This is a genomic window from Streptomyces sp. 6N223 (assembly GCF_052246635.1).
GTDB lineage: Bacteria > Actinomycetota > Actinomycetes > Streptomycetales > Streptomycetaceae > Streptomyces.
Map to the genome: position 1 here is coordinate 36,846 of NZ_JBQQCA010000020.1, position 12,165 is coordinate 49,010.

The window sequence follows — 12,165 nt, forward strand, 5'->3', positions numbered from 1 at the left end:
CGCAGCCGCACGAACCGTCAGCGGACCGGCTGACCGACGCCCAGCAGGTTCCCCTCGCTGTCGCGGAACCAGGCGCCGCGCTCCCCGCTCGCGCCCTTGCTCGGGTAGTTGCCCTCGACCTCCGCGATGCCGTCCACGGTCCGCAGCCCCGGCAGGTCCACCTCCTCGAACTCCACGCCGCGCCGCCGCAGCTCGGCCGTGGCGGCCTCGATGTCGTCGACCTCCAGCGCCATCTGCGTGAAGGTGCCGGGCGAGGCCCCCGCCGACGCGAAGAGCACGAACTCCGCTCCCCCGCAGCGATACAGCAGCCCGCCGGGCCGCTCGTCCACCGGCTCCAGGCCCAGCACCTCGGCGTAGAAACGCCGCGCCCTGCCCAGATCCCGCGCGGGAAGCCGCGTGGCCACCCGGCAGCCGCTCAGGGGTCCCTTGCCGTCGCTCGCGTCCATGGCGTTCCTCGCATCCATGACATCCATCGTGCGGTGCCGCGACACGCGGGCGAAGCGGACGCGCCGGGGCCATTCACTCATATGTCATTGGCCCATCAACTCCCGCCCCCGCCAGAGTTTTCCCGGCTCCCCGAGGCTCGCGGCCATGACTGCTCACTCGCACTCCCCCGCCAACTCCCGCAGAGGCTCCCGCGGCTTCAGGCGCGCCGCGGCGGCCACGACGGCGTTCGCGACCGCCGCCCTGACCTTCCTCCTCGCCCCGGCCGGGCAGGCCGCGGACGCCGGCGCCGGCGCGGCGCTCCCCCTCGGCGACGCCGACCTGGTGGAGACGCGCAGCGCCGAGAACCTGGCGCCCGGCGTCACGCTGACCCGCATCGTGCGCGGCACCGAGCCGGCCCCGGCCGACCAGATCAACACCACCACCCGCGGCCCGTGGGTGGTCAACGTCCTGACGATCGACCCCAGCGCCACCGACGGGCACCTGGAGGCGACCTACGGGCCGGACCTGGCCGGCGTGGAGCGCACCACCGAGCTGGTCGACCGGGCCGGGGCACTCGCCGGGGTCAACGCCTCCTTCTTCACCTTCACCGCCAGCGAGCAGTACCCCGGCGACCCGGTGGGCCTGGGCCTGTTCGACGGGGAACTCCTCAGCGAGCCCACCGGCGACCCGGCCGAGGCCGACTTCGTCGTGGACGCCCGCAGCGGACGGGTGCTGATGGGGCGTCTGGACTGGTCCGGCGCCGTCCGCAACCGGCAGACCGACGCCACGCTGCCGCTGGAGTACCTCAACCACCCGCCGGTGGTCCCGGAGGCCTGCGCCGAGCTCGCCGACCAGACCCAGTGCGCCCAGCCCGGCGACGTGGTCCGCTTCACGCCCGAGTTCGCCGACGCCACCCCCTCCGGGCCGGGCGTCGAGGTCGTCCTGGACGGGCGTGGCTGCGTGGTGCGGGCGGAGACGGCGCGCGGCACGGAGCTGGCCGAGGGCCAGACCTCCCTCCAGGCGACGGGCCGGGAGGCGGCGTCCCTGCTGCGGGTCGCGGGACGCGGATGCGTCAGGGTGACCACCGCCCTGTTCGACGAGGACGGCGACCGGCTGCCCACCGGCGAGGGGCTGTTCGGCGTCAACGGCCGCTACCGGCTCGTCGCGGACGGCGAGATCGTGGTGCCCGACGGCTCGGGCAGCTTCTTCGGGCGCAACCCGCGCACCATCGCCGGCACCACCGAGGGCGGGAAGATCGTGCTCGCGACGATCGACGGCCGCATGACCACGAGCGTGGGCACGACGATGGACGAGACCGCCGCCGTCGCGCAGGCGCTCGGCATGCGCGACGCGGTCAACCTGGACGGCGGCGGCTCCACGGCCATGTCGGTCGAGGGCGCCCTCGTGAACCGGCCGAGCGGCACCGGCGAGCGCGCCGTCGGCGACGCCCTCGTCCTCGTCGAACGCCCCTACCGCCCCTAGCGGGCTACTCGCTGAGGCGGGCCCCGTCCCCGAGCAGGGCGCGGACAAGGCGGCCGAAGACCAGGCGTCCCGACCAGGCCGCCGGCGCGTCGAGCAGGCGGGGCGGCCTCCGCAGCCGGATCTCCTCGCGCCACGCGACCTGGCACCGGCCGTCCCGGGGGCGGACCTCGATCTCGGCCCAGCCCGCGATGACCCGGCCGCGCTTGACCAGGCGGCACAGGCCGGGGGCGTTCTCCGTGGGCGGGGCCCAGCGGACGACCTCCATCGGGTCGTCGAACGCGAAGCGGCCGAGGCCGGTACGCGCCACGATCAGCGTGCCCGGCCGCGTCGGCCCCGGCGGCTCCACGGTGACGCGCGTCAGGGGCACGTGCGCGCCGTGGCGCGGCCAGTCCGTGAGCCGCCGCCACGCCTCGGCGGCGGGCAGCGACGAGGAACGCGCGACGCGGAAGACGGCCACGACCGGAGCGTAGGCGACGGCGCCAGGCCCGCGGTTGTTACCGGTCCGTTAACCTTTCACGGGCAGGTACGGCCCAACCGCACGCGTCCCCCCAGGAGGCCCCACCTTGCGCGCAACGCACGGCCGGTACGGCGCCACCGCCGCGGCCCTGATCACGCTCGCCGGGCTCACGGCCACGGCCACCGCGTCACCCGCCCCGACCCCCATCCCCTCCCACGCACCGGCGACGGCGGCGGAGAGCGGCACGTTCAATGTCCTCACCTACAACATCGCCGGGCTGCCCCTCGGCCTGGGCGACAGCGATCCGGAGACCAACACCCCGCTCATCGGCCAGCGCCTCGACTCGTACGACGTCGTCAACGTCCAGGAGGACTTCAACTACCACGCCGCGCTGTATGAGAACGACGACCACCCCCACCGCACCGCCACCAGCGGCGGAGCGGGCTTCGGCGACGGCCTCAACACCCTCTCCGACCATCCCTTCGAGGATTTCCAGCGCGTCGACTGGGACGACTGCACCGGCGCCGACTGCCTGACGCCCAAGGGCTTCACGCTGGCCCGGGTCCGGCTGGCCGAGGGCGTCTTCCTCGACCTCTACAACGTGCACGCGAACGCCGACACGACGGACGCCGCGCTGGCCGCGCGCCGCGCCAACATCGAGCAGCTCTCGGACTTCATCCAGGCCACCTCGGCCGGCAACGCGGTCATCGTCATGGGCGACACCAACACCCGCTACACGCGCGAAGGCGACAACATCCGCACCCTCGTCGAGGAGAACGGCCTGACCGACGCCTGGGTGGAGCTCGTCCGCGGCGGTCAGGCCCCGGCGCAGGGCAGCGAGGCGCTGGTCTGCGACGAGGCGGCGCCGACCGACGACTGCGAGGTCGTCGACAAGATCCTCTACCGCGACGGCCCGCTGCTGGACATGACCGCCACCGACCACCGCAACGACTGGCAGTCCTTCCTCCGCGACGACGGCGAGCACCTGTCCGACCACTTCCCCCACACGGCCGGCTTCTCGTGGACCCTGCCGGCCGGCCTGCGCGCCAGCGACTTCTTCGGCGGCCCGCACGGCACGGCGTTCAACGACGCCGACGACCTGCCCGCCACCCCCTCGCCCCGCACGCTGACCCTGCGCGGCGGCGAACGCCTCGACGCGGTCTCGCTCGAGCACGACGACGGCACCCTCCTCAGCCACGGCGGCACGGGCGGCACCGCCACCTCCCTCGCGCTGACCCCCGACGAGCACCTCACCTCGGCCACGCTCACCCGCGGCCGGCACGACGGCCGCACCCGCCTCTTCTCGGCCTCCCTCACCACGAACACCGGCCGCACCCTCTCCGCCGGCACGCCCACCTCGGACTCCGTGGCGTTCACGGCCCCGTCCGGCTGGGAGATCGTCGGCTTCACGGGCAGGGCGGGAGACGAGATCGACAAGCTCGGGGTCCTCTACGCGCCGATCGCGGAAACCTGATCGGCTCGCCGCCGGCGCTGTCACACAGCAAGAAGGCCCCCGCAGGGGCCTTCACCGTTCTTCGGACGATCTGTGGAGCTAAGGAGAATCGAACTCCTGACCTCTTGCATGCCATGCAAGCGCTCTACCAACTGAGCTATAGCCCCGGGAGGTGGTCCGCCCCGCGGTGTTCCGCGTGGCGGCGTCGCCTACTGTACACGGCGGGGATGGTGCCTTGCCAAATCGATTACGGGGGCGGGGGCGGGGCTCAGACGCTGGCGAAGGAGTAGAAGCGCTTGAGCGCGCAGTGCTCGTCGAGGAGGCGGCCGTAGATGGGCTCGCCCTCCAGCTCGCGGTAGACCTCGATCGGGTCGCCTTTTATGATCAGCGCACGTGCGCACTCGACGCACCAGTACTGGTAGGCCACGTTGACGGGCTGGAGGTCGCGCACGATCGGCGTACCGCAGCCGCACCAGTCGCACTTCCTGCTGTGTGCACCCATGAAGATCAGCCGCACCCTCCGTCGTGGGCCGTGCACACGAGGCAATCCCTCCGTCAGCACCAGTGGTCCGTCGGGCCGGGCCGGCGTCGGCCCTGCGCATACGATTCTGCCACGTGGCGGCGGGGCTATAACCCGCTGATCCCGCCTCCCGGGCAAGGGAGACGGGATCGATACCGGAGTTCAGCGGTAGGTCGGCTGGGTCTGGGCGTTCAGCTCCTCCAGGCGCACGGACCGCGCGCTGTCGGTACGCGGGTCGTCGATGCGCAGCACGTCGAAGCCCGACTGGCCGTTGGAGTAGATGTAGCCGTTGTAGTAGTAGACCGACCAGGTGCCGCCGAAGGTCGGCACGTCGGGGTTGACCGGGCCGCGGTCGAAGTAGCCGATCTCCTCGGGGTTCTGGGAGTCGGTGAAGTCGACGACGGACAGGCCGCCCTGGTACCAGGCCTGGACCATGATGTCGCGGCCCTGGGCCGGGATCAGCGAGCCGTTGTGGGCCACGCAGTTCTCGGTGTCGGCCTGGTGGCGCGGAATCTTGAAGTAGTCCTGGAACGCGAGCCGCCGGTCGTCGCCCGTGCCCGTGATGTGGTAGATGCCGTCGGCGCCGTACTCGTCGCCGGTCTCGGCGTTGCAGGTCGGGGCGCCGCCGCCGCCGAGCTCGTCGGTGAAGACGACCTTGCTGCCGTCCTGGCTGAAGGTCGCCGAGTGCCAGAAGGCGAAGTGCTCGGTGTCCTGGACCTGGTCGATGACCTCGGGCCGGGCCGGGTCGGAGATGTCCATCAGGATGCCGTCGCCCATGCAGGCGCCGGCCGCCAGGTCCAGCGCCGGGTAGGCGGTGATGTCGTGGCAGCCGGAGGTCTCGCTGCCGGTGTCGCTGCCGGGGAAGCCGCCCTCGGGGAAGAGCACGTCGAAGCCGGACAGCTCGGCCCGCTCGGGGGCGTTGCGCGGCACCTTCACGATGGAGATGCCGTCGTGCGGCGGCCCGCAGTCGGGGAAGGTCGCGTCCGGGCCGTAGGAGGAGACGTAGACGTAGACGTTGCGGCGCTCGGGCACCAGCGTGTGGGTGTGCGAGCCGCAGGGCGTCTCCACGGCGGCGACGTACTCCGGGTGCCGGATGTCGCTGATGTCGAAGACCCGTACGCCCTCCCAGGAGTTCTCCTGCGTGGCCGGCTGCGTGGTGCTGGCGCAGGAGTCGTCGTTGCGGGAGGAGTCGACGGACAGGAACAGCAGGTCGCCGGAGACGGAGATGTCGTTCTGGGAGCCGGGGCAGAGCACCTCGGCGACGACGCGCGGCGAGGCGGGGCGGCCGATGTCGTAGACGGTGAAGCCGTCGTAGTTGCCGGCGAAGGCGTAACGGCCCTGGAAGGCGAGGTCCGAGGCGATGCCGGGGATGGCCTCGGAGACGGGGGTGTTGGACAGGAGGCTGATGTTGTCGCTGTGGGCGACGTCGTCGGGGCCCTCCGGCGCGGCGGCTGCCGTGCCCGCCAGGAAGAGGGACGCCAGCAGCCCGGTGACGGCGGCCACCACCCCGAGCCTGCGGCGGCCCCGGCGGGACCGGTGCAACGATGTCACGTGTTCTCCCCCTGAGATCCGCGGAGTGAGTGGAGTGAGCGGAGCGAGTGAGCGAGTGAGCGAGTGATCCGGATGGACCGGTGTTGGTGGCTTGGGAGTTAACCGGCATTGACCGGTTCCGAATGTCGGTCAGTATCCTTCCGTTGTCAACATGTCCACATCAATACGGGAAACCAACATGTCACATGGCGAGGCGCGGTCCCCCTGGTGGTGGGGGCTGTTGGGCCTGTTGGCACTGGCTCTCGCCGGCGGCTGCACCGGCGGCGGGGACTCCGGCTCCGGCTCCGCGGAGGATGCGGGCACGCAGCCGGTCATCGCCCCGGGACGGCCTGGTGAGCCGGCCGGGACCCTCTCCCCCGACGAGGCCCGCGAGGCGGCGCGCGACTCCTACGCCGAACCCAACGCCGCGGACGTGGCGTTCATGGCGAAGATGATCGAGCACCACGGGCAGGCGCTGCTGATGGCGGATCTGGCCGATACGCGCGCCTCCGACGGCTCCGTCCGGCGGCTGGCCGAGCGCATCGCCAGGGCGCAGGAGCCGGAGATCGGGGTGATGGAGGACTGGCTCGACGACAACGCCGAGGGCGGCGCCGGGGGTGAGGCCGAGGGCCACGGGCACGCGGGGGACATGCCGGGCATGGCGACCGAGGAGGACCTGGCAGAGCTGCGCGGCGCCCGCGGCGCCGACTTCGACGCGCTCTTCCTGGACCTGATGATCGCCCACCACGAGGGCGCGGTGGAGATGGCGACGGACGAGGCGGCCCAGGGCAGCGCCAGCTTCGTCGTCGAGCTGGCGGCGGAGATGGCCGCCACCCAGGGCGCCGAGATCGACCGGATGGAGAACCTGCGCTAGGCCCTGTCCGGGCGTGCCTCCCGCCTGCGGCGGGAGCGTCGCGGGCCCGGCCGGATCGCCCGGCCGGATCGCCCGGACAGGTTCTAGGCGACGGTGCCCGGTGCCGGCCTGCGCGCGCGGGACTCCGCCATCAGGCCCGCCGCCGCCGTGGCCAGTGCCACCGTGCTGAGCGCGATCATCGTGGGCCACAGGGCCTCGGCCGTGGAGAGTTCGGCCTCGGTTCGGTTGAGGAAGAGCGTGCCGAAGGTGGCGGTGCCGATGAGCATCCCCAGCTGCGTCATGGTTCCCGTCACGCCGCTGGCGTCGGGCGCGTCCTCCGGCCGCACGAGGGCGAGGGCGCCGGTGAGGGTGGGGGCGTAGGCCAGCGCCATGCCGCAGCCGTTGACGAAGAAGATCAGCAGGGCGGCGGGCCCGATCCCGTCGCCGTCGCGCAGCAGCAGGCCCGTGGCGAACAGCGCCGCCGCCGCCAGCAGCAGGCCGCCGGGCGCGAGCGCGGGCCGCCAGCGGGCGGGCATCCGGCCCCACAGCATCGAGACGGCGCCGAAGGCGATGGCGGTGGGCAGGAAGACCAGCCCGGCGTGCATCGCGCCGTACCCCAGGCCGCCGGCCCGCTCAGGGCTCTGGAGGTGGAGCGAGGCGGCGAACATCACGCCCGCGTTGAGGGCCATCACCACCAGGATGCGGCTCGCGGACATGGCCATGCGGGGGCTGCGCAGCACGCGCGGGGAGAGCAGCGGCGCCCCGCCGCGCCGGGACAGGCGCGACTCGTAGGCGGTGAAGAGGCCGAGCAGCACGACGCTGGCGGCCAGCAGCAGCCAGCACCACAGCGGCCAGTCCTCCTCCTGGCCGAGGACGAGCGGGACGGTGAACGCCAGCACCGCCGCCGTCAGCAGCGTCAGGCCCGGCAGGTCGAGACTGCGGGTCCGCTCCGCCGCCGCGGGCCGGTCCAGGGGGATGACGCGCGCGCCGAGGGCGAGCAGCGCCAGGCCGATGGGCACGTTGACGAGGAAGACCGGCCGCCAGCCCCAGCCGAAGAGGTCGGCGCTGACGAGCGCTCCGCCCACCACCTGCCCGGCGGCGGCGCCGGAGGCGAGCACCGCCGAGAACATCGCGAGCGCGCGGGCGCGTTCGGCTCCGGTGAAGGTGCGCTGGATGAGGCTGAGCACCTGAGGGAGCATCAGCGCCGCGCCCGCGCCCTGCACGAAGCGGAAGGCGATCAGCAGCCCGGCGGTGGGCGCGAGGCCGCAGGCGAGGGAGGCGAGGGTGAACAGGGCGAGCCCGGCCAGGAAGAGGCGGCCGAGGCCGTGGCGGCCGCCGAGCCGGGCGCCGGTCACCAGCAGCACGGCGTAGGCGATGGTGTAGCCGGCGATGACGAGTTGCAGGGAGCCGCCGGAGGCGTCGAGGTCGGACTGGACGGTGGGAGCGGCGACGTTGACGATGAAGACGTCGAGGAGCGCCATGAACATCGCGCCGAGAACCGCCGCCAGCAGCAGGCCGGGCCGCCGCCGGCTCGCCTCGGGGGCGCCGGCGCCGCCCGTGTCCGGCCGGGCGGCCGCGGGCGTGGAGGTCGTGGTCATGGCGTCCACCCTGCGCCCGGCGCGGTACTGGTAACGAGAGCCCGGTGATACTGGTACTGACAGCACCCGGCAACGGCGTTGCGCGGGCGGCTCGGCGGCGGCAGCGTGGAGGGATGACGGCGGTGGCGACGGCGCGGAGCCCGCAGCGGACGCAGCAGCGCAGGCCGGAGCTGGCGGCGTTCCTGCGGGGCAGGCGGGCGCGGATCACCCCTGCGGACGTGGGCCTGCCGCCGGGGCCCAGGCGGCGTACGCCGGGGCTGCGCCGCGAGGAGGTCGCGCAGCTCGCCGGGGTCGGGGTCACCTGGTACACGTGGCTGGAGCAGGGCCGCCCGATCAACGCCAGCGCGCAGGTGCTCGACGCCGTGGCCCGCACGCTGCGGCTGGACGAGGCCGAGCGGGAGCACCTGTACCGCCTGGCCGGGGTGCCGTACGCCGGCCAGGCGGAGCCGGAGCCGGGCGCGGCGGCGATCAGCCCCGACGTGCAGGGGGTGATCGACGGGCTCGACCCGCTGCCCGCGGTGATCTACAACGCGCGCTTCGACGTGCTGGGGTACAACTCCGCCTACTGGGCGCTGGTCTTCGCCGGGTCGGACTGGGACGGGGCCTCGCCGTGCAACGTGCTGTGGGTGCTGTTCACCGGCGCGGCGGCGAAGTGCCCGCTGGTGTACCGGGAGGAGGAGCTGCGGCTGATGGTCGCCACGCTGCGCGGGGCGTACGGCGGCCACGTGGGCGAGCCGTCGTGGGAGGCGTTCATCCGGCGGCTGCGCGAGGCGAGCCCGGAGTTCCGCCAGATGTGGGAGAGCGGCGACGTGGCCCCGCCGGGGCCGAGGGTCAAGACCTTCCGGCACCCGGGAGGGAAGGGCGAGGTGCGGATGCGCTCGGTGTCGCTGTCGGTGCACGGCATGCCCGACTCGCGGATGGTCGTCTACACGGCGGACGACGAGGACAGCCGCGGGCGGATGGAGGAGATCGTCGCGACCGGCGGGCGCGCGGGCGCCTGGGCGCCCTAGTCGTCGTCGCCGAGGACCGGCTCGGGCAGGGAGCCGGCGTTGTGCTCCAGCAGCCGCCAGCCGCGGGCGCCGTCGCCCAGCACGGACCAGCAGCAGTTCGACAGGCCGCCCAGTGCCTCCCAGCTGCTCGGCGGCAGGCCGAGCAGCCGGCCGATGGTGGTGCGGATGGCGCCGCCGTGGCTGACGACGACCAGCACGCCGCCGGGCGGCAGCTTCTCCACCGCGCGCTCGACCACGGGCGCGGCCCGGGCGGCCACCTCGGTCTCCAGCTCGCCGCCGCCGCGCCGCACGGGCTCGCCGCGCTTCCAGGCCGCGTACTCCTCGCCGAAGCGGGCCATGATCTCGTCGTGCGTCAGGCCCTGCCAGGCGCCGGCGTACGTCTCCCGCAGGCCCTCGTCGTACGCCACGTCCAGGCCGGTGAGCAACGCCAGCTCCGCCGCGGTCGCGACGGTGCGGCGCAGGTCGGAGGAGATGATGGCGTCGGGCTCCAGGCCGGCCAGCAGCCGGGCGGCGCGGCGGGCCTGGGCCACGCCGGCGTCGGTCAGCTCGATGTCGGTGGTGCCCTGGAAGCGGCGCTCCACGTTCCACGAGGTCTGGCCGTGGCGCCACAGCACGATGCGGCGCCCGCCGTGCGCCGCGCGGTCGCCGTTCAGCTCGGATCACCGCCCCGGGCGTGGGCCTCGGCACGGCCGCGCGTGGCCTGGGCGTCGGGCGGCAGCCCGATCACGGGGCAGTCCTTCCACAGCCGCTCCAGGGCGTAGAAGACGCGCTCCTCGGCGTGCTGCACGTGGACGACGATGTCGACGTAGTCCAGCAGCACCCAGCGGCCGTCGCGCTCACCCTCGCGCCGGACGGGCTTGGCGCCCCGCTCCTTCAGCAGCGCCTCCTCGATGCCGTCGACGATCGACCTGACCTGCCGGTCGCTGGGCGCGGACGCCAGGAGGAAGGCGTCGGTGATCGCCAGGACGTCGCTCACGTCGTAGGCGATGATGTCGTGCGCCAGCTTGTCGGCCGCCGCCTGGGCGGCGGTCTCGATCAGCTCGGTGGCGCGGTCGGTTGCGGTCACAGGTGATGCCTTCTCCATCCGTCTCGGGTGCGCGGGCCCGTTCGGTGCCGATTACAGGATCTCACGCGGGACCGACAACGCTCCGGGTCTTTCCACCCCGCGCGATCACTCCGCGTAGTCCTCGCCGAGGAGGATCGTGACGTCGGCGTTGCCGGCGCCCTCGCCCTGCGTGACGGCGTCCTCGGGCAGCCCCAGCGTCCTGGCGGCGTCCAGGGCCGTCTCGCGGTGCGCCTCGTCGGCGTAGGTGACCTGCGAGGCCGCCTGGGTCTCCTCGGCGGCGCGGGCGTCGACCACGGTGAAGCCGCCGTTGACCAGGTCGATCCTGGCGTCCTGCGCGGCGCCCTCCGCGCCGGAGGCGTCGCGGATGCCGATGCGGACCGCGCCGCCGGGGTCGGGGTTGCTGACGGTGCCGCCCAGCACGTCCTTCACCATGCCGTCGGCGGTCTCCTCGCTCAGGGTGCCGTCGTCCTGCACGGGCAGCAGCGAGGTCCCGTAGCCGGTGCCGCCGCCGTCGCCCGCCTGCGCGAGCGCCGCGAGCTGGGCCAGGCTGGCGCCGAGCTCCTCCTCCGGCAGCGAGGGGTCGGGGATCAGCAGCAGGGCGCGGACCACCTCGATGGCGGGGTCGCGCCCGGTGGGGAACTCGGCGAACACCGCCGCCATCACCTGACCGAAGCGCTCCAGCTGGGCGGTCTCCGGCTCGCCCTCGGCCCGGTGGACGGCGTAGGCGGTGGCCGCCTCCCCGTCCAGCAGCACGTCCTGGCCCTGCGGCACGAGCGGGCCGTCGCCCCCCGCTTCCTCGTCCTCGGGCGCGGCCACCTCGGCGTTGGTGTCGAGGGTGATGCCGCCGACGATGTTGACGAGGTTCTCCAGGTACGGGGTGTCCAGCCGCCAGGTGCCCTTGATGTCCGCGCCGAGGAGGCCGCCGACCGCGTCGCGGACCTCGCCGGCGCTGGAGTCGACCACCGCCTGGCCGAGGGTGGTCGTGGCGCCGTCGGAGGTCACGGCGAGCTCGTTGGGCAGCAGCAGGGTGGTGCCGCGCTCGGTGGTCTCGTTGGCGACGAGGAGGGCGGTGGAGGTGGTGTCGCCGTTGGTCTCGCGCAGGTGGACGACGATCACGTCGCGCACCTGGGCGCCGGGGGCCGCCGCCTCCTCGGTGCCCTCCAGGCCGGGGATTGCGGGCAGCCGGTCGGTGGCCCACAGGAAGCCGGCGCCGCCGAGGACCGCGAGGACCAGGGTGAAGACCAGCAGCCGGCGGCGTACGCGGCCGCGGCGCTTGGCCTCCTCGCGGCGCTCGGTGCGGCTCTCGGTGAACTTCAGCCAGTCGATGACGTCTTCGGACTCCTCGTCCTGCTCGTCGACGAAGGCGAACTGCTCGGTCTGGTAGGCCGCTTGCTGTTCCTGCTCCGGGCCGTCGCTGGTCCGGCGCTGTCCCGGGACGGAGGGAGGCTCGGCCGCCGGGGCCGGGGCCGGAGGGTCGGCGACGGCGGGCTGCTGCGCGGTCCCCTGGCCGTAGGGGTCGTAGCCGTCGTAGACCGGCGGCTGCTGGCCGGTGCCGTAGTCGTAGGTCTGCTGGCCGCCGGCGGTGCCGTAGTCGTACGTGGCGCCTGCGCCGGCTCCGGTGCCGTGGTCATAGCCGTCGTACGCCGCGGGCTGGGGCTGCTGGGGCTGGGGCTGCTGGTAGATCGGACGCCCGTACTCGTCGTAGCCGTAGATCGGGGCGTTCTGCCCGTACGGATCCTGTCGGTCGTTCACCAGTGCCGCCCTTCAGCC

Annotated in this window: 12 protein-coding genes and 1 tRNA gene; 4 read left to right on the forward strand and 9 right to left on the reverse strand. The window is 73.6% G+C overall.

Features of this window, described 5'->3' with window-relative positions; translation table 11 throughout:
* Positions 1 to 17 precede the first annotated feature (17 nt).
* Positions 18 to 464, reverse strand: coding sequence for a VOC family protein (locus ACTWQH_RS14850; RefSeq protein ID WP_443286991.1), 447 nt, complete (start codon positions 462 to 464; stop codon positions 18 to 20).
* A 127-nt stretch (positions 465 to 591) separates the two neighbouring features.
* On the opposite strand from ACTWQH_RS14850, the gene ACTWQH_RS14855 reads away from it, so the two are divergent.
* Positions 592 to 1,908, forward strand: a complete 1,317-nt coding sequence (locus tag ACTWQH_RS14855; protein WP_443286992.1) for a phosphodiester glycosidase family protein — start codon at positions 592 to 594, stop codon at positions 1,906 to 1,908.
* A 4-nt stretch (positions 1,909 to 1,912) separates the two neighbouring features.
* Here the strand turns inward: ACTWQH_RS14855 and ACTWQH_RS14860 are convergent, their stop codons facing one another.
* A complete protein-coding gene (locus ACTWQH_RS14860) occupies positions 1,913 to 2,365 on the reverse strand; it encodes an SRPBCC family protein (protein WP_443286993.1) in 453 nt (150 codons plus the stop codon).
* A 106-nt stretch (positions 2,366 to 2,471) separates the two neighbouring features.
* Between ACTWQH_RS14860 and ACTWQH_RS14865 the strand changes: the two genes are divergently transcribed.
* On the forward strand, positions 2,472 to 3,839 hold the full coding sequence (locus ACTWQH_RS14865; RefSeq protein ID WP_443286994.1) for a jacalin-like lectin: 1,368 nt from the start codon (positions 2,472 to 2,474) through the stop codon (positions 3,837 to 3,839).
* A 73-nt stretch (positions 3,840 to 3,912) separates the two neighbouring features.
* On the opposite strand, the gene ACTWQH_RS14870 is transcribed toward ACTWQH_RS14865, so the two are convergent.
* The 3 genes from ACTWQH_RS14870 to ACTWQH_RS14880 form a co-directional block, all read right to left on the reverse strand.
* Positions 3,913 to 3,985: transfer RNA gene (locus ACTWQH_RS14870), tRNA-Ala, on the reverse strand.
* A gap of 101 nt (positions 3,986 to 4,086) precedes the next feature.
* Positions 4,087 to 4,320 (reverse strand): hypothetical protein, encoded by a 234-nt coding sequence (locus ACTWQH_RS14875; RefSeq protein WP_201868120.1) that lies wholly within the window; start codon positions 4,318 to 4,320, stop codon positions 4,087 to 4,089.
* A gap of 180 nt (positions 4,321 to 4,500) precedes the next feature.
* The gene (locus ACTWQH_RS14880; RefSeq protein WP_443286995.1) at positions 4,501 to 5,889 is read right to left on the reverse strand and encodes an LVIVD repeat-containing protein; all 1,389 of its coding nucleotides are present in this window, start codon (positions 5,887 to 5,889) and stop codon (positions 4,501 to 4,503) included.
* A 220-nt stretch (positions 5,890 to 6,109) separates the two neighbouring features.
* Here ACTWQH_RS14880 and ACTWQH_RS14885 point away from each other — a divergent pair, with 220 nt between their 5' ends.
* On the forward strand, positions 6,110 to 6,742 hold the full coding sequence (locus ACTWQH_RS14885) for a DUF305 domain-containing protein (protein WP_443286996.1): 633 nt from the start codon (positions 6,110 to 6,112) through the stop codon (positions 6,740 to 6,742).
* Positions 6,743 to 6,825: 83 nt separating this feature from the next.
* On the opposite strand, the gene ACTWQH_RS14890 is transcribed toward ACTWQH_RS14885, so the two are convergent.
* Complete coding sequence (locus tag ACTWQH_RS14890) at positions 6,826 to 8,319, reverse strand: MFS transporter (RefSeq protein WP_443286997.1); 1,494 nt, start codon at positions 8,317 to 8,319, stop codon at positions 6,826 to 6,828.
* 113 nt (positions 8,320 to 8,432) lie between these two features.
* Between ACTWQH_RS14890 and ACTWQH_RS14895 the strand changes: the two genes are divergently transcribed.
* The gene (locus tag ACTWQH_RS14895) at positions 8,433 to 9,329 is read left to right on the forward strand and encodes a helix-turn-helix transcriptional regulator (protein WP_443286998.1); all 897 of its coding nucleotides are present in this window, start codon (positions 8,433 to 8,435) and stop codon (positions 9,327 to 9,329) included.
* Here ACTWQH_RS14895 and ACTWQH_RS14900 read toward each other — a convergent pair.
* The 3 genes from ACTWQH_RS14900 to ACTWQH_RS14910 all read right to left on the reverse strand — a co-directional run bounded on the left by ACTWQH_RS14900 (position 9,326) and on the right by ACTWQH_RS14910 (position 12,147).
* Positions 9,326 to 9,982: a histidine phosphatase family protein gene (locus tag ACTWQH_RS14900; RefSeq protein WP_443287051.1), complete on the reverse strand. Its 657-nt coding sequence runs from the start codon at positions 9,980 to 9,982 to the stop codon at positions 9,326 to 9,328. The two genes, ACTWQH_RS14895 and ACTWQH_RS14900, sit on opposite strands and share 4 nt — an antisense overlap.
* Positions 9,979 to 10,395: a ribosome silencing factor gene (rsfS, locus tag ACTWQH_RS14905; protein WP_443286999.1), complete on the reverse strand. Its 417-nt coding sequence runs from the start codon at positions 10,393 to 10,395 to the stop codon at positions 9,979 to 9,981. The genes ACTWQH_RS14900 and rsfS overlap by 4 nt, the downstream gene beginning before the upstream one ends.
* A gap of 105 nt (positions 10,396 to 10,500) precedes the next feature.
* Positions 10,501 to 12,147 carry an LCP family protein gene (locus ACTWQH_RS14910; RefSeq protein WP_443287000.1) on the reverse strand — a complete coding sequence of 549 codons (1,647 nt, stop codon included), beginning with the start codon at positions 12,145 to 12,147 and terminating at the stop codon, positions 10,501 to 10,503.
* Positions 12,148 to 12,165 lie beyond the last annotated feature (18 nt).